Raw genomic sequence first — 23,780 nt, forward strand, 5'->3', positions numbered from 1 at the left:
ATTGCCGGACAGGTCAGAAAAGACTAATACAAGCGCGTGACTGATTCGAATGCCGAGCCTGATTTAATGCCCGGCGTCATGCCCGGCGTCATGCCAGGCGCGAGACGCTTCAGCGGCACCGAAGATGCGCGACCGCCACGCGGCAGACAGTGACAGGCGTGCAGGCGGGGCATGTCACTGCGCATCCCCTCAAGACTATGGGCGGCCCTGGCACAACTCAAGTGCTGCTCCTCGTCCACTCGCATGCCATCAAGGCTCTGGTGCCGGAGGCTTGCCGCGGTGTCCGGAGGGGTCTGTCAGGCCCCACACCCGCCCCATCAGGGCCGTGCATGAGGCGCGACACCGCGACACATCTCCTGCACCTGTGGCCACAAGTCAACGCTGATATACTCAATTGACCCTGCCACAGGGACGACGGCTTCCGTCACGGGCCACCCACTTGCAGGCCGCAAGCCAGGCCTTCTCGTCGCCCGACAGACGCCTTGTCATCATGTTCAGCCCCTGCTGGCACCTCACGTGACCGGCCTTGCCCCATGACCGCTGGCATCACTGTAATATTAATGAAATATTATAGACCTAGACTGCCTGCGACCATCACGGGAGCGGACCACCCGACCCGGAGAGCATTTCTTGAGCCAACGTACCCCGCGCCAGTTTCCTGCGACTCGTATGCGCCGTATGCGCAAGGACGACTTCTCTCGCCGCCTGATGCGTGAAAATCAGCTGACGGCCGATGATCTGATCCTGCCGGTCTTCGTTCTCGAAGGCTCCCAGCGTCGTGAAGCCGTGCCCAGCATGCCGGGCGTCGAGCGCCTGTCCATCGACCTCATGGTCGAAGAATGCCGCGCCGTCCACGGACTGGGCGTGCCGGCCATCGCGCTCTTCCCGGTGGTCGATGCCGAGGCCAAGACGCTGTATGCCGAAGAATCCTATAACGCCAACGGCCTGGTGCAGCGTTGCGTGCGCGCCTTGAAGGAAGCGCTGCCGGAGCTGGGCGTCATCACGGATGTCGCGCTCGACCCCTACACCGTTCACGGTCAGGACGGCATCCTCGACGAAGACGGCTACGTACTCAACGACCGCACCGTCGAGACCTTGATCAAGCAGGCGCTGTCACACGCGGAAGCCGGTGCCGATGTCATCGCGCCCTCCGACATGATGGATGGCCGCATCGGCTCCATCCGCGCCATGCTGGAACAGGAAGGCCTGATCAACACGCGCATCATGGCCTACTCGGCCAAGTACGCCTCCAACTACTACGGCCCGTTCCGTGACGCAGTCGGTTCGAGCGGCAATCTGGGCAAGGCCGACAAGCAGACCTACCAGATGGACCCCGCCAACAGCGACGAAGCCCTGCATGAGGTGGCGATGGACATCGCCGAGGGCGCTGACATGGTGATGGTCAAGCCGGGCATGCCCTATCTTGATGTGGTAACGCGTGTGAAGCGCGAGCTGGAAGTGCCGACCTTCGCCTATCAGGTCAGCGGTGAGTACGCCATGCACATGGCGGCTTTCCAGAACGGTTGGCTGGATGCCGACAAGGTCATTCTCGAGTCGCTGATGTGCTTCAAGCGTGCGGGTGCCGACGGCATCCTCACCTATTTTGCTCGCCAGGCGGCCGAATTGCTGGCGCAGAAAAACCGCCTTTGACAACCCCGGCCATTGCGGATGCGGCTGACCGGGATCATGGAGTTGATGATGGAACAGACGCCCAAGCAAGACACCGACAACAACACGGCGACCCTGCCGGAAGTCGCTGACAGTCGCGACAAGGATGCTGCCCCCAAGGCAGCATCCACCCCACGGGAAGGCGAGATCGAGCTGGCGGCGGATGAGCCGCCGGCTCAGGAACCGCTGCCCCTGCGCGTCAACCGGACGCGTACCGGTATCCATGCCAAGGCCACCCCCTCCCCCGAGGCTGATCTCGCTGATCCGGCGCTGTACTTCAATCGCGAGCTGTCCAACCTGCAGTTCAACATCCGCGTACTCGAGCAGGCCAAGGATACCTCGCATCCGCTGCTCAACCGCTTGATGTTCCTGCTGATCTTCACGTCCAACATGGACGAGTTCTTCGAGATTCGCGTGGCGGGTCTCAAGCATCAGATCGCCTTCGATCGCACCGACCCCGGCTGTGACGGCATGCTGCCGAGCAAGGTGCTCGATGAGGTATCCCGCATCACGCATGAGCAGGTCGAACGCCAGTACCGCATGCTCAACGAGGACCTGATCCCCGCGCTGGAAGAGCAGCACATCCGCTTCCGTCGCCGCAATCAGTGGAACGATGCCCAGAAGGCCTGGGTGCGCGATTACTTCGAGGAAGAGATCCAGCCGGTCATCAGCCCGATCGGCCTCGACCCGTCGCACCCGTTCCCGCGCCTGGTCAACAAGAGCCTCAACTTCATCGTCGAGCTGGAAGGCAAGGATGCCTTCGGTCGTGAAGGTGGCCTGGCCATCCTGCCGGCCCCGCGCTCGCTGCCGCGTCTGATCCGCATCCCGGATGGCCTCGTCGAGCCGGGGTACACCGAATACGTCTTCCTGTCCTCGATGATCCACGCTCACGCCCAGGAGCTGTTCCCGGGCATGAAGATCAAGGGCTGCTATCAGTTCCGCCTGACCCGCAACGCCGACCTCTCGGTGGATGCCGAGGATGTCTCCGACCTGGCCTCCGCGCTGCGTGGCGAGCTGCTGGCGCGCCGCTACGGCGACGGGGTGCGTCTCGAGGTGGCCGACAACTGCCCGGAAGCGCTCTACACCTTCCTGCTCAAGCAGTTCGACCTGGAAACGCGTGACCTCTATCAGGTCAAGGGCCCGGTCAACCTCAACCGCCTGATGGAAGTCATCGGCGACGTCGGCCGCGAGGACCTGCTCTACGCCCCGTTCACCCCGGGCATTCCCAAGGCGCTCAAGGGCGACAACAGCCTGTTCGATGCGATCCGTCGCGAGGACATCCTGCTGCATCACCCCTTCCAGTCCTTCTCCCCGGTCGAGAACCTGCTCGCCGAGGCGGCGCGTGACCCGAACGTGCTGGCCATCAAGCAGACCCTCTATCGCACCGGCGCCGACTCCAACATCGTCTCCTCGCTGGTGGAAGCCGCACGTCAGGGCAAGGAGATCACCGTGGTGATCGAGCTGCGGGCGCGCTTCGATGAGGCCGACAACCTGCAGCTGGCCTCACGCCTGCAGGAAGCCGGCGCCATCGTCATCTACGGCGTGATGGCCTACAAGACCCATGCCAAGATGCTGCATATCGTGCGACGTGAACACGGCGAGCTGCGTCACTACGCGCACCTGGGCACCGGTAACTACCATGCCAAGACGGCGCGCCTGTATACCGATTACAGCCTGCTGACCGCCAACGAGACGCTGTGCGAGGACGTCCACAAGGTCTTCCAGCAGCTGACCGGCATGGGCAAGCAGCGCAATATCGAGAAGCTGCTGCACGCGCCCTTCACACTGCATGAGCGCATGGTGGAGATGATCGACCGTGAAGCGCGCAATGCCGAGAAAGGCAAGCGCGCCCACATCATCATCAAATGCAATTCACTGACCGAGCCCAAGCTGATTCGCGCCCTCTACCGCGCCTCGCGGGCTGGCGTGCAGTGTGACCTGATCATCCGCGGCGTCTGCTGTCTGCGCCCTGGCGTGCCGGGGATTTCCGACAACATCCGCGTACGCTCGGTGATCGGTCGCTTCCTCGAACACACGCGCACCTTCCACTTCCACAATGCCGGTCAGCCGGAAACCTGGTGCTCCAGCGCGGATTACATGGAGCGCAACATGTTCCACCGCGTCGAGACCTGCTTCCCGCTGCTCGACAAGAAGCTGGCCCAGCGTATCCGCAAGGACCTGGACACCTATCTGGTCGACAACTGCCAGAGCTGGCGTCTGGAAAGCGATGGCCACTACACCCAGCTGGATGCCGGCGACGCGGAACCGATCAGCGTGCAGGAAACCCTGCTGTTCGCCTACGCCGCCAAGGCCTGATCGCGCTCGGCAAGGTCAGGACAGAACAAAGCTCATGAACTCTCGGCCCTCATGCTTGCGTGGGGGCCGTTGTCGTTGGCCCTCCCCACCCGCTTGATCGACCAAGCACCCTCAAGCGAAGCGGGGCCAGGTTCAGGCGCATGAAAAAGCCCCCGTATCATCGATACGGGGGCTTCGCGTTCACACCTGACGCGCGGCGGCTTACATCAGACGCCGATCTGGCCGCCATCTTCGCGCTGGATGACCACGGTCGCGGCGCGGGCACGCACGCTGCCGTCGGTCTCGGCGGTGGCGTCATCGCTCTGCGGCCAGTTGGCCGGGTGCTGGATGTTGATGAACATCGCGGTCTTGTCCGGGGTAGTGAAGATACCGGTGACTTCACAACCGTTCGGGCCCACCGCGAAGCGCTTGAGCTGCGCCTGGTTGTCGGCACCGATCACGGCCGCGTCACCCTCGGCCTGCTCGAGACCTGCCGGCACGACCGCCAGCAGCTGGTCATTGGTGACCTCGGTGATGCCTTCGTAGCCGTTGTCGGTCTGGATCCACAGGATGCTGTCCTGACCTTCGCGGCCATCGAAGTAGAGGCCATCGGGACTGGCGAACTCGTTCATCTCGGTCAGGCCGGACAGGTTGTCGGCATCGCTGGCCGCTGCGCCGAACACGAAGATCTCCCAATCGAAGGCCTTGTGATCGCCCGCTTCACGCCAGCGGATGATCTGACCCGCTTCGTTGTTGCCACGCGGATTGGCCGCGTTGGTCGGCGCGGTCTTGTAACCGACACCCGGCTCCTCGATGGCGGTGCCATCGTTGGTGAAGGCGGCGTCAGTGCCTTCCTCGGTACGCTTGGAGTTGTTGGTCAGCGTCATGTAGACCTCACCGGACACCGGGTCCACCGCGCCCCACTCCGGGCGGTCCATCGGGGTCGCGCCCATCAGGTCAGCCGCATCGGTGGTGTGGATGATGATGCCAGCCAGGTCATCGGCCGCCAGCCCCAGTGCCTCGGCCAGGGTGCGGCCATCCTTGGTCACGGCGTCCGGGGTCAGCTTGAGCCACGTGCCGGTGCCATCGGCGGAGAACTGGGCGACATACAGCGTGCCCTTGTCCAGGTACTTGTCGCCGATCGCCAGGCGGTCCTTGAAGTCACCGGCGCCACGGGCATCAGCGGCGTCCCACTTGGCGTCCGACACGAACTTGTAGATGTACTCGTTGCGCGAATCGTGACCGGAGTAGAAGACCACCGGCTCACCCTCGACCAGCTTGCCCGGCCAGCAACCTTCGTGACGGAAGCGGCCCAGCGCGGTGCGCTTGATGGCCTGCTCGCCGGTGTAGGGGTCGATCTCGACGATATAGCCGAAGGTCCGCGGCTCGTTGCGGTAATCCTTGTCGGCGGTGTCTGCCGTCGGCGTGTTGTCGAAACGCGCGAATTCGCCATCGACTTCACTGGCATCCCCGGCGGCGGTTTCCCAGCCATAGCGGCCACGCTCGGTCTCGATGCCGATGCGGTTGTCATCGAGCTGACGATCGCTGCGCTTGACGAAGTAACCCGGCCAGTTCTCTTCGCAGGTCAGGTAGGTGCCCCATGGGGTGTAGCCGTTGGCGCAGTTGTTGTTGGTACCACGGGTGCGCATGCCATCCGGCGAGAAGGCCGTCTTGACGTAATCGCTGCCCGCCACCGGGCCGCTCAGCTTCATTTCGCTGGCGCTGGTGTAGCGGCGGTTGTAGCGCGAATCGCCCACCACTTCCCACTTGCCGTTGCTGGCCTTCTTGACCTCGACGATGGTCACGCCATGGGCATTGATCTCGGTGCGCACTTCATCGGCCGGACGCTTGCCGGAATCCGCATTGGTTGCGCCGCCCTTGGGTGCCCACAGAGCATCCTGATCGATGTATTCGTTGTTCATGACCAGCAGGAAGTTGCTGGAGGCCGTGTCGTCGCTCAAGGCGAAATTGTGCATGCCATCGTGATGCATGCCGACGGTGTTGAGCTGGATCTCCGGCGTCATCGCCAGGTCCTTGCTCCACTTGGGTGCCTTGGCATTGAGCGGCGTGCCCCACGGCGCCAGCACCTGTGCGGTATACCCCTTGGGAACCACGACTGCATCCGTGCGTGAACCCTTGATCGATTCGAAGGCCAGTGCCAGAGCCGTCTTCTCGCCCGCAGCATTGCTGGCGGCGTTGGCCGTGGTGCTCAGCCCCGCAAGACCGAAACCACCCAGCATGCTGGCAGCCGCCATGCCCAGGCCACCCTGCAGGACACGACGACGCGAGATGTGTCGTTCGATGACGGATGAGAACGTCTCGTTGCTGCTGGGATTAAGCAGGCGATGGTCTTCGATTTCCTTGCTCATGTCGCTTCCCCGTAGTCAGGTTTCGGGTTGTTCTGTTCAGGCATGCCCCTTGAGGGCATGCCGAAGGCAACAAGAGTGATACGCGAGCCCGATGACAATTCCGTGACGAACGGGCAACAAAGGCAAGAGACGACAGCGCCCAACGGCCTTTCGACCGTTGGGCGCTGGGGACTTCAGGACAAGCCGACAAATTCAGCAAACATCAGGCAAGCGCGACGTCATCCTCCCATCGAGGCGCGAGTCTGGCGCCTGACGTCTGACCTCAGGCCTCGCGCAGGCGCTCGGCGGCCAGGCTCAGCAGGTGCTCGGTGGTTTCCCAGCCAAGGCATGCATCGGTGACGGACACGCCATGACGCAGCTGGGAGAGCTTCTCCGCTGCCGGCAAGGCCTGCTTGCCTTCATTGAGGTGGCTCTCGAGCATCACGCCGATCAAGGCATCATCCCCCGCCAGGCGCTGAGAGAGCACATCCAGCATCACTTCGCTCTGGCGACGGTGGTCCTTGCGGGAATTGGCGTGGCTGCAATCGACCATCAGGCGCGGCGTCAGGCCAGCGCCTTCCAGCTCACGCCGGCAGGCGGCCACCGAGGCGGCGTCATAGTTGGGCTGGCCATGGCCGCCGCGCAGCACCACATGGGTGTGCGGGTTGCCCGCGGTCTCGATCAGCGCCGGACGTCCGCTGTCATCCATGCCGAAGTGGCGATGCCCATGCGCCGCCGCCCCGATGGCCTGCACGGCGACCTCGACGCCTCCGTCAGTGCCGTTCTTGAAGCCCACTGCACAGCCGAGGCCGGAGGCCATCTCGCGATGGATCTGCGACTCGGTGGTGCGGGCGCCGATGGCCGCCCAGCCGAGCAGGTCTTCCAGGTAGGCGGCGGTCAGCGGCTGCAGCAGCTCCGTCGCCACCGGCAGGCCCAGCTGGTTGATCTCGCGCATCAGCTCGCGTGCCTGACGCAGGCCGGTGGCCATGTCATCGCTGCCATCCAGGTGCGGATCATAGGCCAGCCCCTTCCAGCCCACCGTGGTGCGCGGCTTCTCGACATAGACACGCATCACCAGCTTGAGGCGATCACGCACCTGCGGCTCGATCACCGCCAGGCGCTGGGCGTACTCGCGCGCGGCCTTGAGGTCATGGATGGAGCACGGCCCGACCACCACCAGCAGACGATCATCGTCGCCGGCGAGAATGGCGTTGATCTCATCGCGATGCTGGCGAATCTGGCCGGCCAGGTCGGCGTCCACCGGCAGCTGCTCGCGCAACTCGCTGGCGCTGGGCAGGGCTTCACGACTGATGCGTCCGGGTGTGGTCGGTGTCTGGGCGGCATCAGAGCGGGTCACGGTGGCGTTCTCGGCAGTCAAGGGATCAACAGTGGCGTCGGCAGTATGCGGGTTGGCGGTCAACACGCGTTCAAGGCTGGCGTTCATGGTCTTCTCTCCTGTGATGAAGCCTCGGCTCCATCACGCAATATTCATTCTGACAGACAGGGACTTCGCGAATCGTCACCCCGGTGTTGCTCGCCCTGCCCCGCGGTGACAGCGGAAAGAGGCAGGACGCCGCTAAATCGCCAGCGCCAATAACCATGCACGACCCGAGCGGAGGCAAGAGAAAAGCGGGTAGTCAGGATAGTGGTGCGCATGGTCATTCCTCTCGTCATTCATGCTGCAATCATTGTCGGCACGTTAGGGTGGCATGCCTCTCGTCATGGATTTCGCAAGGCCCGAAACGCAAGAACCCCCGGCCGTGGCTGCGACCGGGGGTTCTTCAAGGTGGTGGCAGCCCGTACGAGACAGGCGCGCCGTAACCTCAGGCGCGCCCCTGTGTAAACCAATACCAATAGCCGGCCGCACACGCCGCCGTCACGACCTGGCCCGAAGGGCAGGCAGCGACAGTGAACGGGCGGTGGCTGGTGGTCTGATTCATGGGGCGGGCCGGTATCCAGTGGTGACGATGAAAAGGTGATAGGCCTATCCTTGCACTCCAGATCGTCCTGCGCAAGCGTGAACCGGCAACAAACCGTTGCCCGCACGCATAAAGAAGGGCTATCAGCCTGAAGTGGCATCAGTATAATCTTTGGTTGTCGAGCAACATGATCGGCAACACGCATTCGTCCAGCGGTGCCTGACACCGCGCCCACAGCTTGGAATGCATGCATGCAGGATTCCCGAAATGATGCACTGATTGAGTATCTGTCGGGATGCGCCCGGCAGGATGCCAAGGCACTGGATCAGCTCTATCGAGCGACCAGTGCGCATCTATACGCTCAGTTGCTGCGTATCTTGAGACATGAGGCATCCGCGCAGGATTGTCTTCAGCAGGTCTACATCCGGGTATGGGCCGCCGCCGCCCAGTATGACGCCGGCCGCGCCCGCCCGATGACCTGGCTCGGCACCATGACCCGCAACATCGCCATCGACTGGATACGTCGACAGCGACCCAGCGAGCATGACAGCGATGAATTGATCGCCGCCATGCCGGGGCGGAGTGATATCGAGGCAGATGTCGACCTGGCCCAGCACAGTGGTGAACTCCACCAGTGCCTGGCCGAGCTGAATGACGATCAACGCCGCGCCCTGGAACTGGCCTACTTCGAAGGCCTCACCCACCAGGATCTGGCCAATCAACTGGACCAGCCCTTGGGCACCGTCAAGAGCTGGGTCCGTCGTGGACTCGAGAGGTTGAAGACATGCATGAGTCATTTGATCTGAGCGACCCGGAACTGCGCGAAGCCGCAGCGGGCGAATATGCGCTCGGCACATTGACACGCGACGAGCGCGCGGCATTCGAGTCACTGCTGGCCGTCAGCCACGACCTGCAACGTGATGTGGAGCGCTGGCGCGAGCATCTCAACGTGTTCAATGAACAGCTTCCCCCCGTCACGCCACCGGCCCATGTCTGGCAAGGCATCGCCGAGGCGACGGGCACCGCCCGTCAGCCCTGGTGGCGTCGCCTGGGCCTGTGGCAGGGCATGACCGCCACGGCGTTCAGCCTGGCACTGGCAGTCACCCTGACCTTCAGCCTGGGGCACAACGCGGGCATGGAGAGCGACTACGTGTTCGTGGTCAACAACTCTGACAGCAGCCCCGGCTGGATCGTCAACGCCTCCCACTCGGGCGAGATGATGGTGCAGGCCGTCAGGCCCGAAGCGCCGGCCCCCGGCAAGGTCTGCGAGCTGTGGCTGATGGCCAAGGATGGCAAGGAGCCGATGTCACTGGGCATCCTGCCGCACTCCGGCACCATGAAGGTCGAGGTGCCCAAGGAGTATCTGGCCGCCTTCCCCGACAGCGACCTGGTGATCACGCTGGAAAGCCCGCAGGGCGCTCCCTCCGGCAACCAGATGGGCCCGACCCTCAAGAAGGGCCAGCTGACGCCGGTCGAAGGCCGCCACATCCTGTAAGCGCTTCGCTAGTACAGGATGTAGTAGCAACGATCGCCACAACGATCGCAACAACGGTCGCAGCAACGAAAAAAAGCCCCCGCTGAGAAGCGGGGGCTTTTTTGTGCGGTGCTCAGGTCTCGAATGTCACGCCTCGAAAATCAAAAGCGATAACCGAAAGAGCACTGACACAAGCTATCAGCGCAGGTGGCGGCCACCATCCACCGGCAGGGTCGTGCCCGTGACATAGGGACTGTCCAGCAGATAGCGCAGTGCCTGCCAGATGACGCCTGGCCCCGGCACCTGCTGCATCAACGACTTGGCGCGCGCACGCTCGGCATAGTCATCATCATCGTCCGGGCGCAGCATGATCAGCGCCGGCGCGATGGTGTTGACCTGGATGCGTGGCGCGAACATCGACGCGAACGACAAGGTCAGGTTCTCGAGCCCCGCCTTGCTGGCCGCGTAGGCCGCATGCTTGCGCGAGCCCTTCTGGACCACGAAGTCACTCATGTGGACGATGTCCGCCTGCGTCTCGACTCCGGCTTCCAGCAGATCGCGCAGCGCCAGATTGATCAGGTACGGCGCCTGCATGTGGACACGGAACAGCTGCTCGAACAGCTCGCCCTGCCCCTCGCCGTCGCCATCCGGCGCCCAGTCGCCGGCATTGTGCACGATGGCCCGCAATGTCGGAGTCAGCTCACGAATCGCCGCGATGAAGGCCTGGATGCCTGCCTCGCTGGAGAAATCCGTCTGCACGGTGCGAATGCCCAGCGCGCGCAGGGCATCGAGCTCTTCCCGCTCGCGTCGATAACTGATGATGACCGGATGACCATCATCGATCAGTCGCTCGGCACAATAGCGCCCCAGACGCTGGGCGCCGCCCGTGATCAGTATCGGGGACTGGCTCATTCACTCGACTCCTTCAGGCAATGTCAGGCTGCTTCAGGCAGAGACCAGCGCCGGGTCCAGCAGCGGCTCGCGTGGCGCATAGCTGAACACATCGGAGCTCAGCGCGCTGGCCTCGACACCCAATGGCGTCAGCGCATCGACACAGGCATAGACCATGCCCGGCGAGCCGGACAGATAGACGCGCTTGCCCGCCATGCTGCCCGCGTGCTTGCGCAGCGCCTCGTCGATACGCCCCAGATGGCCATTGAAAGCGGCCTCGACACCGGCCGCTTCCAGCGCGCGATGGTGGGCATCACCGACTTCCGGCGCTTCTTCCAGCACCGGGAAATAACGGAAGTTGGGCTGACTGGCGGCCCAGTTGAGCGCCGCGCTCTCCAGGTACAGATCGCGACGCTCGCGCGCCGCCCACCACAGCTCGATGGGCTGGGTCAGGCCACGCGCAAACGCCGCCTGCAGCATGGCGTGCATCTGCGAGAACCCGGTGCCGGCACAGATCAGCACGATGGGGCTGGGGTCGTCGAGGTCCAGCACGCACTCGCCACTGGGCAGGCGCAGCTCAAGTTGATTGGCCGCGACCAGCAGGCTGCGCAGACGCGCGGAATTGCTGCGCTCCGGCCAATGCTGGATATGCAGCTCGAGCACGCCATCATCACTGGCGGCATTGGCGATGGAGAACGGTACCCAGGTGGTGTCATCGAGCTTCATCTCGAGATACTGGCCCGGCGCGTGCGCCAGGGCCTCGGGACGTGCGGCGAAGCGCACACGAAACACGTCCGGGGTCAGATCTTCCACACTCTCGACATGACAGGTCAGGGTCCGCGCCGTCATCGTATCCTCTTGTTATCTGATGCCTGCCGCCAGCGCGCCGCGCAACGACAGGGTAAATGCATGGGTGTTGATGGTCTGTCGCGGAATCAGTCCAGAATGCCCAGACTGTCCCAGCGTTCATCGACACGGGATGTGATCTCTTCGCTCATCACGATGGGCTCGCCCCACTCGCGGTCCGTCTCGCCGGGCCACTTGTTGGTCGCGTCCATGCCCATCTTGGAGCCAAGCCCCGCCGTTGGCGAGGCGAAGTCCAGATAATCGATCGGCGTATTGTCGACCAGAACGGTATCACGGCTCGGGTCCATGCGCGTGGTGATGGCCCAGATGACATCTTCCCACTTGCGGGCATCGACATCATCATCCAGCACGATCACGAACTTGGTGTACATGAACTGACGCAGGAAACTCCAGACCCCCATCATCACGCGCTTGGCGTGGCCGGGGTACTGCTTCTTCATCGTCACCACCGCCATGCGGTAGGAGCAGCCTTCCGGCGGCAGATAGAAGTCGACGATCTCCGGGAACTGCTTGCGCAGAATCGGCACGAAGACTTCATTGAGCGCCAGGCCGAGAATCGCCGGCTCATCCGGCGGACGCCCGGTATAGGTGGAGTGATAGATCGGGTCGCGCCGATGGGTGATGCGCTCGATGGTAAAGACGGGGAAGGTCTCCACCTCGTTGTAATAGCCGGTGTGATCGCCGTAGGGGCCTTCCGGTGCCACGTCATCCGGATACAGATAGCCTTCCAGGATGATCTCGGCGCTGGCCGGGACTTCGAGATCCGACAGGCCGCATTTGACCAGCTCGGTGCGCGAGCCGCGCAGCAGACCGGCAAAGGCATACTCGGAGAGTGAATCCGGCACCGGCGTGACAGCGCCGAGGATGGTGGCCGGATCGGCACCCAGCGCCACCGCGACCGGGAAGGGCTCGCCCGGATGGGCCTTCTGCCACTCGCGGAAGTCCAGCGCGCCGCCACGGTGTGCCAGCCAGCGCATGATCAGGCGATTCTTGCCGAGCTTCTGCTGACGATAGATGCCGAGGTTCTGGCGCTCCTTGTGCGGACCACGGGTGATCACCAGCGGCCAGGTCACCAGCGGCGCGGCATCCCCGGGCCAGCAGTGCTGAATCGGAATCATGTCGAGATCGACATCATCCCCTTCCAGCACGATCTCCTGACAGGGCGCACGCTTGACCTTCTTCGGCCCCATGCTCATCACCTGCTTGAAGATCGGCAGCTTGTCCCAGGCATCACGGAAGCCCTTGGGCGGCTCCGGCTCCTTGAGGAAGGCCAGCAGCTCGCCGACTTCGCGCAGCGCCTCGACAGACTCCTGCCCCATACCCAGCGCCACGCGCCGCGGCGTGCCGAACAGATTGCCCAGCACCGGCATGCTGTGGCCCTTGACGTTCTCGAACAGCAACGCCGGACCACCCGCCTTCAGGGTGCGATCGCAGATCTCGGTCATCTCCAGATAGGGGTCCACCTCGGCACGAATGCGCTTGAGTTCGCCCTTCTCTTCCAGCGCCGCGATGAAATCGCGTAAGTCTCGATACTGCATGGGAGTTTCCGCTCGGCTTGATCAAGTCCCGAGCATACCATTGCCAGCCGGCACTCGGCAGGTCAGCAACGCAAGACGCCCACTTCCCGGGCGGGAAGTGGGCGTCCTGGCAAGCACCTGTCGAGAGCATGGCCAGCCAACCGGCTGGGCCAAGTGTCGATCAGCGGCGCTTCATGGCCTCGAAGAACTCGAGGTTGGTCTTGGTATCTTTCAGGCGATCGATCAGGAATTCGGTAGCTGCCACGTCTTCCATCGGGTTGAGCAGCTTGCGCAGGATCCACATGCGCTGCATTTCATCCTCGGACGCGATCAGGTCTTCACGACGCGTGCCGGAACGACGGATGTTGAGGGCCGGGAAGACACGACGCTCGGCCAGCTTGCGGTCGAGGTGAGCTTCCATGTTACCGGTGCCCTTGAATTCCTCGAAGATGACTTCGTCCATCTTGGAACCTGTATCGACCAGCGCCGTGGCGAGGATGGTCAGGCTGCCGCCTTCTTCGATGTTACGCGCGGCACCGAAGAAGCGCTTCGGCTTCTCGAGGGCGTGAGCGTCGACACCACCGGTCAGCACCTTGCCGGAGGACGGCACCACGGTGTTGTAGGCACGCGCCAGACGGGTCACGGAATCAAGCAGGATGACGACATCCTTCTTGTGCTCGACCAGACGCTTGGCCTTCTCGATCACCATCTCGGCGACCTGGACGTGACGGGCCGGCGGCTCATCAAAGGTGGAGGCCACGACTTCGCCACGCACGGTGCGCGACATCTCGGTAACTTCCTCGGGACGCTCATCGATCAGCAGCACGATGAGGTGACATTCGGGGTTGTTGCGCGTGATGGAGGCGGCGATGTTCTGCAGCATCATCGTCTTGCCCGCCTTGGGCGGCGAGACGATCAGACCACGCTGGCCCTTGCCGATCGGTGCGGTCAGATCAAGGATGCGCGAGGTGATGTCTTCGGTGGAGCCGTTGCCGATTTCCATCAGCAGGCGCGACTGCGGGAACAGCGGCGTCAGGTTCTCGAACAGGATCTTGTGCTTGGCATTCTCGGGGCGGTCAAAGTTGATCTGATTGACCTTGAGCAGCGCGAAGTAACGCTCCCCTTCCTTCGGCGGACGAATCTTGCCGGAGATGGTGTCGCCCTTGCGCAGATTGAAGCGACGGATCTGGGACGGTGAAACGTAGATGTCATCAGGACCCGCGAGGTAGGAAGAGTCTGCACTGCGAAGGAAGCCGAAGCCGTCCTGCAGGATTTCCAGAACGCCGTCGCCGTAGATGTCCTCACCGCTTTTCGCGTGCTTCTTGAGGATGGCGAAGATGATGTCCTGCTTGCGCGAACGTGCCAGATTATCGATGCCCATCGTCTGGGCAAGTTCCAGCAGTTCGGGGACAGTATTTTGCTTGAGTTGGGTAAGATTCATCGGCTTTGTTTGAACGTGGCTCAGGTCAGCAGGGCTGATAGATAAGAAGGGAATCGAGAAGACGGGCAGAAGGCAAGGACCGGCACTGCAAAGGTGCAGACAGAACTCGACAGCATTCCCGGAGGCAAGCGCCTGAGCTGGATGAAGACAGGTGCCAAAAGTTCAGGAAAGATCACTCACCACGGCCGAACAACGAATTCAGCAACGGAGTGTCGAGCTACGGATGTCCAGCGACGACGGACCGGTCGAAGGGACACGGAGCGTCATGCTTCCTGACAGAAAAGTCTTCTCGATATGGAATCTAGCGGTATGAATCGCCTGGTGGCTGGCCGGCATGTCGCGGGCAGCATTACCAGAGGGCTGGCTGACAACTGGGGGACCGTGGGACGGTCGACATGACGCAATCAGAGAGCGTGTAATCAGGCGAACGCCTCGATGGTAGTCAAGCCGGCCCCTGAACGCAAGCCCCGGCGGCCTGGTGGCGCACCCGGCGCTGCCTGAAGCGCTCACCAGCGGCCAGCCAGTGCTGCGATAGCCGCCGCTGACATGACGCTTTCACTGGCGTCTCAAGGCACCCGACGGCGGCAAGGCCCGTCTCACAGATTAGCATCCAGAAAGGCTGCCAGCTGCGCGCGCGGCATGGCGCCCACCTTGCTGGCTTCGACATTGCCGCCCACAAACAGCATCAATGTCGGCACACCGCGCACGCCGAAGCGGGCGGCAAGCTCGGGAGCTTCATCGACATCGACCTTGACGATCTTGAGCTGCCCTTCGTACTCCTCGGCCAGGGATTCCAGCGTCGGTGCCACGCTCTTGCACGGCCCGCACCAGGAAGCCCAGAAATCCACCAGCACCGGATGCTCGCTCTCCAGCACCACGGATTCGAAGTCCCTTTCTGCAATCGGTACCACACGTTCGCTCATCGCGACGTTATCTCCCAGACCCGGTTGGTCTTGCTGATTGTGCTGCGTGATGGCTTGCGACTCATTGAGCGTGATGATGACCCGCGACTTCGTCGTTCTGTCATATCACGCCGCTAGAATAGCATGCCCCATGCGCTGAATGTGCCGCCAGCCCCTCGTGGTGATGGCGCCGTGTGTGACACCGGTTTGACACCTCTGGCCAGTCGCCGCAATCTTGCGAGAGTCGCCGCCGCGCCCTGCTGCCAGCGTCATCTTCCCGCAGCAGGCTCGCGCCCGGTGGCCGCCCACGCTCACGACAACTTCATTGCGCCATGGTCGCTATGCAAGGAAGCCGTCGCAGGAGTTGGCGTGAAGGAGGCAGTGCATGATGCCTGCCATGAATGACCCGCCGTAAAGGACTCCGCCCTTGAGTGAATCAGCACCCTCCCAGCAGCCGCAACCCACCGCCTCTGATGAAGGCAGCGCCGGCAACGAGGCCCCGCTGCTGAAGCTGGCCGCCATCGATCTGGGTTCCAACAGCTTCCACCTGCTGCTGGCCAACCATCAGGCGGGGCAATTGCAGGTCGTGGCCAAGCAGGGTGAGAAGGTCCAGCTGGCGGCAGGGCTGGACGAAGACGGCATGCTCAGCGAGGAAGCCATGGAGCGCGCCCTCAACTGCCTCGCCCAGTTCGCGCCCTTCATCGATGGCATCGAGGCCGACCATCTGCGGGTCGTGGGCACCAACGCCCTGCGCGCCGCGCATAACAGTGAAGAACTGATCGAGCGTGCCGAGGCCCTGCTGGGGCATCCCATCGAGATCATCGCCGGGCGCGAAGAAGCCCGCCTGATCTATCTGGGCGCGGCGCATGCACTGGCCGATGTGCACGGCAAGCGCCTGATCGTCGATATCGGCGGCGGTTCCACCGAGTTCATCATCGGTGAGCAATTCGAGCCCCAGCTGCTGGAAAGCCTGCACATGGGCTGCGTCGCCTATACCAAGGCCTTCTTCCAGGACGGCGAGATCAGCGAGAAGCGCATGCGCCGCGCCGAGCTGGCCGCACGCTCGGAACTGGCCAGCATCCAGCGCACCTATCGCGAGATGGGCTGGGATGACCCGGTCGGCTCCTCCGGCACCATCAAGGCCGCCGCCAACGTGCTGGAAGCGCACGGCTGGGCCCCACATGGCGTGGTCACACGTGAAGGGCTGCACAAGCTGCGCGCGGCACTGCTGGAGTTCAAGCGCCTCGACAAGGTCAGCCTGCCGGGCCTGAAGAGCGATCGCGCCACCGTCTTCCCGGCGGGCATCGCCATCCTGTGCGGTGTCTTCGAGGCACTGGGACTGGAGCAGATGCGCTACTCCGACGGCGCGCTGCGTGAAGGCGTACTGTTCGATCTGATCGGGCGCAACACGCCGGAGGATTCACGTCTGTCGGCCATCGAGTCGCTGCAGCGTCGTTACGGCATCGATACCCGCCACGCCAGCAATGTGCGCGACACCGCCCTGCAGCTGTTCGATCAGGTCGCCGGCGACTGGGCGCTGGGGGCAACGTCACGTCAGCTGCTGAGCTGGGCCGCTGACCTCCACGAAGTCGGCCAGGCGATTTCCCATAGCCAGTTCCATCGCCATGGCGCCTACCTGCTCGAGCATTCCGACCTGCTCGGCTTCTCGCGTCCGGAACAGCGCGCGCTGGCCTTCCTGGTCCGCGCCCACCGTCGCAAGTTCCCCAAGAACGAACTGGCGGCGCTGCCGGAGCCGCAGCAACCGCGTCTGGCGCGTCTGGCACGCCTGCTGCGCATGGCGGTGATGCTCAACCATTCACGCTCGGAAGCACCGGTGCTCGGCATGCATCTCAGCGCCGAAGGCGACGACCTGACGCTCAATCTGACCGAGGAATATCGCGATCACAGCCTGATCAACGATGACCTCAGTCAGGAAAGCGAGCTGCAGAAAGCCGCCGGCATGACGCTGACACTGGCCGATGCCTGAGCGAGCACTGCGCAAGACATCGGCGAGACCGCCCGCTGGCCTCACTGCTGTGTGAGTGCGGCCAGTAGCCACCAGCCCCGCGAGGGATGCCACAGCCCCGCGATTGTCCCGTCGTGCATGCGTGCCACACGCAACTGGTCACGCTGCCACGGCGGGATGTCGGCTTCCTGCAGCAAGCGCTTGAGATCGCGCCGCCCCCGCCCTGCCACTCGCAGTACATCTCCCGGCTGACGTGAGGTGAAGGCAACATGCTGCTCATCCCTTCCCAGCGCCCGCCATGCCTTGCGCGCCTCAGCATCCCACTCGCAGGAAGGCGTCCCGCCGGGTTGGCGACCACTTCTCGCGTAGCCGGTATCGCCTTGTCGATGACGCATACCCTGCTCAATAACGGTATCTGACACCTGCCACCACAGCTGGCCGCGCCACGCGCGCACGCTGACGGTGTATTCGGCATTGGCCCAGTGCACCTCGGCCACCGAGTCGGGCGGCGTGGCGATCAACTGCTGCAGGCTCATCAAGCGACCCCGCGGCGGCACCGGCCAGCCACGCGACTGGCATAGATGGCGCAGGACCAACCGCTGACGTGACTCACTCAAGCCTGCCAGCTCCGCCAGTGACAACTGCGTCTCGTGCGCCCGTCCCTGATCCAGGCCCTGATTAAGTCTCTGATTCAGGCCCTGCCCCTGCTCCTGTCCTTGTCTCTGAGCCAGGCGCTTTGCGCCTGAGACCTGAACCTTCGCCAACAGCTCGGCCGCCAGCTCATCAAGCAGTGACTGCTCTTCCTGCAACTGCTGCGCCGAACGCGCCAGGCTGGCCACGGCCTGCGGCCAGCGCGCCTGCAGCAGCGGCACGACACTGTGGCGCAGGTAGTTGCGATCAAACTGCTGATCGACATTGCTGGGGTCTTCGCACCAGTCGCGCCCGGCCTGCAAGCCCTGCTGGCTCGCCAGTGTCTGGATCTCATCGCGTGGGATGCCCAACAGCGGCCGAAGTAGTCTTGCCCGCTCATGGGCGCGCTGGTCTCGCCCCGGGGATGCCTCGCCCACGGCCAGCGCCCGCTCAGGCGGCATGGCCGCCAGCCCGCGCCCGCCGCTGCCACGCAATGCGTTGAGCAACAGCGTCTCGGCCTGATCATCCTGATGCTGCGCCAGCCACAGGCTATCCCCCGCCGCCAGACAGGCGCTCAGTGCCGCCAGCCGCCCTTCGCGCGCTGCCGCCTCCAGTCCTCGCGACTTGAGTGCTGTCTCCGCCGGCGCCAGATGACGCACGCTCAGCGGTAGCCCGAGACGCGAAGCCAGCCTACGCGCCAGGCGCTCGAAATCATCGTTGGCCGCCTGCAGGCCGTGATGCACATGCACCAGCCGCAGTCGACGCGGGCAGTCCTTGACCGCGCGAGCCGCCAGCCGCGCCAGCATCACCGAATCCAGCCCGCCCGAGAGCGCGATCCACACCGTGCGCCTGGCATCGCTGGCCTCGAGCGCCTCACGCACGGCGACGAGTGCCCGCGACTCTGCCATCTCGCTCAGCGGTTGAGCACGCAGGCACAGCGAATCCAGTGAGGGGGACAGAGACATGTCGGGCTCCTGTCGCGAAGCGGATGAAGGAAGTGGAGGAGAAAAGGAAGTGGAGAAGAAAGCGCCGGCCCTGAACGCAAGAACGCCCCCGGAAGAATCCGGAGGCGTCCTGGTCACGCGGGCATGAACCGATCGCGCATCACGCGAGAGGCACCGGCATCATGCCGGGGCGCCGTAGCTCATCAGGCGCTGGTAACGACGCTCCAGCAGGGCATCGGTATCCAGGGCGCCAAGACGCTCCAGACCTTCGCCCAGCGCGGCCTTGATGCTGTCGGCAGCGGACTGCGGGTTGCGGTGCGCGCCACCCAGCGGCTCCTTGATCAGGTTGTCGACGAAGCCCAGTTCCTTGAGGCGTGAGGCAGTGATGCCCATCGCATCAGCGGCATCGGCGGCACGCTCGGCGCTCTTCCACAGGATGGAGGCGCAACCTTCCGGCGAGATCACCGAGTAGGTGGAGTACTGCAGCATGTTCAGCTCGTCACACACGCCGATGGCCAGTGCGCCGCCGGAACCACCCTCACCGATGACGGTGGAGATGATCGGCGTCTTGAGGCGAGACATCACCGCCAGGTTGTAGGCGATGGCCTCGGACTGACCGCGCTCCTCGGCACCGATGCCCGGATAGGCACCCGGGGTGTCGATGAAGGTCAGGATCGGCATCTTGAAACGCTCGGCCATCTCCATCAGACGGCAGGCCTTGCGGTAGCCTTCCGGACGCGGCATGCCGAAGTTGCGACGCACCTTTTCCTTCACGTCGCGGCCTTTCTGGTGACCGATCACCATCACCGGCTTGTCGTCGAGGCGCGCGATACCGCCGACCAGCGCTTCGTCGTCCGCGTAGTGACGGTCGCCGTGCAGCTCATCGAAGTCCGTGAACAGATTCTCGAGGTAGTCGAGGGTATACGGGCGCTGCGGGTGACGTGCCAGCTGAGATACCTGCCAAGCGCCGAGGTCCTTGAAGATGGACTCGGTGAGCTTGGTGCTCTTTTCCTGCAGGCGAGCGATCTCGTCAGACAGGTTGACCTGGGAGTCGTTACCGACCAGACGGAGTTCCTCGATCTTGGCCTGCAGCTCGGCGATCGGCTGTTCAAAGTCCAGATAATTGGGATTCATAAGGCGTTTCGTTCGTCGTCTCGGGCAGCCAGGAAAGCGAGTCGGCCGGGTCACTCCCCCTGAGCACACGCTCAGGCGATCTGTGGCTCGCGGCGGTCACAGTCGGCATGGAATTGGGTACGGAAAAGATGGACAGGCATTATCGCACCCTGTTCGACAGGTGCAAACCTTGCCCGCCTGTTAGGCGTGGATTAACTCTGCGCCCACGCCGCTCATCTCGGTGCTGCGCCTGCCCCACCGCTTGGCGAGACAGGCACCATCCTGTCGGCCAGCACCTCACTCACGGTACTTGAGGCGCACACCGCGCTGGCCTTCCACCTCACCCAGCTGGATCAACAACTCATCACTGGGCGCAACGCGCCATTGCTCGCCCAGCTCCAGCCAGGCCTCCGCCGCGGCGTTGCGATAACGCAGGCGCATCGGCAGGCCTTCACTGGCCAGGTGTGGCGTCAGCAAGGTGGTCAGCTGCTGGGTGAAGCGACCGCCGATGTCCTCGGCGGCGATGCTCATCTCGACCGCCTCACCGAAGCGCGCCCGCGCATCGATGATCGGCGTGACGTCCTTGCCGCGCAGACGCAGGCCACCGGAGTAGTCATCCTGGCTGACCTCGCCCTCGACGATCACCACGCTGTCAGGCACCAGCTTGTTGCGCACCTGATCGTAGAGCTCACCGAACATCGAGGCCTCGATGCGCCCGGTGCGGTCATCCAGGGTCACGAAGGCCATGGTGTCGCCCCGCTTGGACTTCATGGTGCGCATGGCGATCACCAGCCCGGCGATGCGCTGCGGCTCACGCGACGGCTTCAGATCACTGATGCGCGCATTGATGAAGCGCTTGAGCTCACCCTCGTACTCATCGATGGGATGGCCGGTCAGATAAAGCCCCAGAGTGTCCTTCTCGCCGGTGAGGCGCTCCTTGTCGGTCCACTCGCGGGCCTTGCGATAGCCGGCGTAGACATCGGTTTCCGGCTCGCTGAAGGCATCGCCGAACATGTCGGTGATGCCGACATCATTGTTGGCGTGATTCTGGGAGGCGGCCTTGAGCGCATCCTCCACCGCCAGCATCAGCACCGCACGCGACGGGCCGATGTTGTCCAGCGCGCCGGAGCGGATCAGCGCTTCCAAGGTGCGCTTGTTGATCTTCTTGGCGTCGATGCGCTTGCAGAAATCGAAGATGTCGCTGAACGGGCCACCCTCGGCGCGCGCGCTGACGATGGCATCGATCGGGCCCTCGCCGACGCCGCGAATGGCGCCCAGGCCGTAGACGACGCGCCCTTCCAGGTCGACGGTGAACTTGTAGCCGCCGATGTTCACATCCGGCGGCGTGACCGTGAGGCCGATATGGCGGCACTCCTCGATCAGCGGCACCACCTTCTCGATGGTCTGCATCTCGGTCGAGATCACCGCGGCCATGAACGGCCCCGGATAGTGCGCCTTCAGCCAGCCGGTCTGGTAGGAAACCAGACCATAGGCCGCCGAGTGCGACTTGTTGAAGCCGTAACCGGCGAATTTCTCCACCAGGTCGAAGATGTTGCCGGCCAGGTCCTTGTCGATGCCCTTGCCCGCACAGCCTTCCATGAAGCCGGCGCGCTGCTTGGCCATCTCTTCCGGCTTCTTCTTGCCCATCGCGCGGCGCAGCATGTCGGCCTGACCCAGCGTATAGCCGGCCAGCACCTGCGCGATCTGCATGACCTGCTCCTGGTACAGGATGATGCCGTAGGTCGGCTCCAGTACCGGCTTGAGCAGCTCATGCTGGTAATCCGGGTGTGGATAAGACACTTCGGAACGACCGTGCTTGCGGTTGATGAAGTCATCCACCATGCCGGACTGCAGCGGGCCGGGACGGAACAGGGCCACCAAGGCGATCATGTCTTCCAGGCAGTCGGGCTTGAGCTTCTTGATCAGCTCCTTCATGCCGCGGGATTCCAGCTGGAAGACGGCCGTCGTCTCCGCCTTCTGCAGCATGTCGAAGGTCTTGGCGTCATCCAGCGGGATGTCATCGATATCCAGCGGCGCCAGCCCTTCCCGCTCACGGATCTTGTCGACCATCTCGGTCGCCCAGTCGATGATGGTCAGGGTGCGCAGACCCAGGAAGTCGAACTTGACCAGCCCGGCCTCCTCGACGTCGTTCTTGTCGAACTGGACCACCAGACCGCTGCCGTCTTCATCACACAGCAGCGGCGCGAAGTCGGTCAGCTTGGTCGGCGCGATCACCACGCCGCCGGCGTGCTTGCCGGTGCCGCGCGTGGTGCCCTCGAGCTTGAGCGCCATCTCCCAGATTTCCTGGGCTTCCTCGTCGTTGTCGATGAATTCCTTGAGCTGCGGCTCCTGCTCGATGGCCTTCTCGAGCGTGATGCCGACCTCGAAGGGAATCAGCTTGGAGAGCTTGTCGCCCAGCGAGTAGGGCTTGCCCTGGGCACGCGCCACGTCACGCACCACGGCCTTGGCGGCCATGGTGCCAAAGGTGACGATCTGCGAGACCGCGTTGCGCCCGTAGCGCTCGGCCACGTAATCGATCACGCGGTCACGCTTCTCCATGCAGAAATCGACGTCAAAGTCGGGCATGGAGACACGTTCCGGGTTCAGGAAGCGCTCGAACAGCAGGTCATATTCCAGCGGGTCCAGATCGGTGATCTTCTGGGCGTAGGCCACCAGCGAGCCGGCACCGGAACCACGCCCCGGGCCGACCGGCACGCCGTTGTCCTTGCCCCACTGGATGAAGTCCATGACGATCAGGAAGTAACCGGGGAAGCCCATCTGCAGGATGATGTCGAGCTCGAAATCCAGCCGCGTGCGATAGCGCTGCTCGATCTCGGCCCAGGCCTCGCTGTCGCGCGGATGCCTGGCGTGGGGATACAGCTTGTCGAGGCGCTCCGTCAGGCCATCATGCGAGACCTTGCGGAAGAACTGGTCCATCGTCATGCCTTCCGGCACCGGGAACTCGGGCAGGAAGTAGGTGCCCAGCTGCACGGTCACCGAGCAGCGCGCCGCGATCAGCACACTGTTCTCGAGCGCTTCGGGAATGTCGGAGAACAGCTCGCTCATCTCCTCGGCGCTCTTCAGGTACTGCTCATCGCTGTAGCGGGTCTCGCGCCGCGGGTCATCCAGCGCCTTGCCTTCGCCGATGGAGACGCGCGTCTCGTGGGCCCAGTAGTCCTCCCGCTTGAGGAAGCGCACATCATTGGTGGCGACCACCGGCGTATCGGTGGCCTCGGCCAGCGCCACCGACAGGTGCAGGCACTCTTCCTCGTACTGACGCTGGGTGCGGGTCAGCTCCAGATAGAAGCGATCCCCGAACACCGCCTTCCACTCACCGAGCAGTGCCCGGGCGCTGTCTTCGTGGTCCGACAGCAGATGACGGCCGATCTCGCCTTCACGGCCACCGGACAGCACGATCAGGCCCTCGGCCTGCTCGAAGATCCACTGTTTCTCGAGGTAGGCGCGGTCCTGCTTCTGGCCATCGGTCCAGCCGCGCGAGATCAGCTCGGTGAGGTTGCGATAGCCGGTGTCGTTCATCGCCAGCAGCGTGAGGCGATACGGGCGTGTGGCATCCTGGGGATTGATCAGCCACATGTCGGCACCGATGATCGGCTTGATGCCAGCAGCGCGCGCATTGGAGTAGAACTTGACCAGCCCGAACAGGTTGGCCTCGTCAGTCACCGCGACAGCCGGCTGGCCCGCCGCGGCGGTCGCCTTGATCAGCGGCTTGACGCCGGGCAGACCATCGACGAGGGAGAACTCGGTGTGAACGCGCAGGTGAACAAAGGGCGTGGTCATGGAATCG

General features: G+C 63.7%; 15 protein-coding genes. 5 read left to right on the plus strand and 10 right to left on the minus strand.

The window, feature by feature from the left end; genetic code table 11:
- Positions 1-630 precede the first annotated feature (630 nt).
- Both hemB and ppk1 read left to right on the plus strand, forming a co-directional pair.
- On the plus strand, positions 631-1,650 hold the full coding sequence (gene hemB, locus U0O11_RS15635) for a porphobilinogen synthase (RefSeq protein ID WP_279835892.1): 1,020 nt from the start codon (positions 631-633) through the stop codon (positions 1,648-1,650).
- Positions 1,651-1,698: 48 nt separating this feature from the next.
- Complete coding sequence (gene ppk1 / locus U0O11_RS15640; RefSeq protein ID WP_131432772.1) at positions 1,699-3,984, plus strand: polyphosphate kinase 1; 2,286 nt, start codon at positions 1,699-1,701, stop codon at positions 3,982-3,984.
- 206 nt (positions 3,985-4,190) lie between these two features.
- On the opposite strand, the gene U0O11_RS15645 is transcribed toward ppk1, so the two are convergent.
- Positions 4,191-6,332 (minus strand): PhoX family protein, encoded by a 2,142-nt coding sequence (locus tag U0O11_RS15645; RefSeq protein WP_279835890.1) that lies wholly within the window; start codon positions 6,330-6,332, stop codon positions 4,191-4,193.
- Between the two features lie 262 nt (positions 6,333-6,594).
- Complete coding sequence (locus U0O11_RS15650; protein ID WP_279835889.1) at positions 6,595-7,755, minus strand: 3-deoxy-7-phosphoheptulonate synthase; 1,161 nt, start codon at positions 7,753-7,755, stop codon at positions 6,595-6,597.
- Positions 7,756-8,481: 726 nt separating this feature from the next.
- Here U0O11_RS15650 and U0O11_RS15655 point away from each other — a divergent pair.
- Together U0O11_RS15655 and U0O11_RS15660 are read left to right on the plus strand one after the other, a co-directional pair.
- Entirely contained in the window at positions 8,482-9,036 is a 555-nt protein-coding gene (locus tag U0O11_RS15655) for a sigma-70 family RNA polymerase sigma factor (protein WP_043332989.1), read from the plus strand.
- Positions 9,015-9,725: an anti-sigma factor gene (locus U0O11_RS15660; protein ID WP_107335921.1), complete on the plus strand. Its 711-nt coding sequence runs from the start codon at positions 9,015-9,017 to the stop codon at positions 9,723-9,725. The genes U0O11_RS15655 and U0O11_RS15660 overlap by 22 nt, the downstream gene beginning before the upstream one ends.
- 177 nt (positions 9,726-9,902) lie before the next feature.
- Here the strand turns inward: U0O11_RS15660 and folM are convergent, their stop codons facing one another.
- The 5 genes from folM to trxA form a co-directional block, all read right to left on the minus strand.
- The gene (folM, locus tag U0O11_RS15665) at positions 9,903-10,616 is read right to left on the minus strand and encodes a dihydromonapterin reductase (RefSeq protein WP_279835888.1); all 714 of its coding nucleotides are present in this window, start codon (positions 10,614-10,616) and stop codon (positions 9,903-9,905) included.
- A gap of 33 nt (positions 10,617-10,649) precedes the next feature.
- On the minus strand, positions 10,650-11,444 hold the full coding sequence (locus U0O11_RS15670; protein WP_043332993.1) for an FAD-binding oxidoreductase: 795 nt from the start codon (positions 11,442-11,444) through the stop codon (positions 10,650-10,652).
- A gap of 86 nt (positions 11,445-11,530) precedes the next feature.
- Positions 11,531-13,000: a 4-hydroxy-3-polyprenylbenzoate decarboxylase gene (ubiD, locus tag U0O11_RS15675; RefSeq protein WP_054556519.1), complete on the minus strand. Its 1,470-nt coding sequence runs from the start codon at positions 12,998-13,000 to the stop codon at positions 11,531-11,533.
- 160 nt (positions 13,001-13,160) lie between these two features.
- Positions 13,161-14,420 (minus strand): transcription termination factor Rho, encoded by a 1,260-nt coding sequence (gene rho / locus U0O11_RS15680; RefSeq protein WP_043332997.1) that lies wholly within the window; start codon positions 14,418-14,420, stop codon positions 13,161-13,163.
- A gap of 596 nt (positions 14,421-15,016) precedes the next feature.
- A complete protein-coding gene (trxA, locus tag U0O11_RS15685) occupies positions 15,017-15,343 on the minus strand; it encodes a thioredoxin (RefSeq protein WP_043332999.1) in 327 nt (108 codons plus the stop codon).
- Between the two features lie 406 nt (positions 15,344-15,749).
- On the opposite strand from trxA, the gene ppx reads away from it, so the two are divergent.
- Positions 15,750-17,309: an exopolyphosphatase gene (gene ppx, locus U0O11_RS15690; protein ID WP_405277782.1), complete on the plus strand. Its 1,560-nt coding sequence runs from the start codon at positions 15,750-15,752 to the stop codon at positions 17,307-17,309.
- Positions 17,310-17,350: 41 nt separating this feature from the next.
- Here ppx and tilS read toward each other — a convergent pair whose 3' ends face one another.
- From tilS to dnaE, 3 genes are all read right to left on the minus strand, one after another.
- Positions 17,351-18,883, minus strand: a complete 1,533-nt coding sequence (gene tilS, locus U0O11_RS15695) for a tRNA lysidine(34) synthetase TilS (protein WP_324690679.1) — start codon at positions 18,881-18,883, stop codon at positions 17,351-17,353.
- 159 nt (positions 18,884-19,042) lie between these two features.
- A complete protein-coding gene (gene accA / locus U0O11_RS15700; RefSeq protein WP_043333001.1) occupies positions 19,043-19,996 on the minus strand; it encodes an acetyl-CoA carboxylase carboxyl transferase subunit alpha in 954 nt (317 codons plus the stop codon).
- A gap of 276 nt (positions 19,997-20,272) precedes the next feature.
- Complete coding sequence (gene dnaE, locus U0O11_RS15705; RefSeq protein ID WP_279835885.1) at positions 20,273-23,773, minus strand: DNA polymerase III subunit alpha; 3,501 nt, start codon at positions 23,771-23,773, stop codon at positions 20,273-20,275.
- Positions 23,774-23,780 lie beyond the last annotated feature (7 nt).

Source organism: Cobetia sp. D5 (genome assembly GCF_035666195.1).
In the GTDB taxonomy this organism is placed as follows: Bacteria; Pseudomonadota; Gammaproteobacteria; order Pseudomonadales; family Halomonadaceae; genus Cobetia; species Cobetia amphilecti.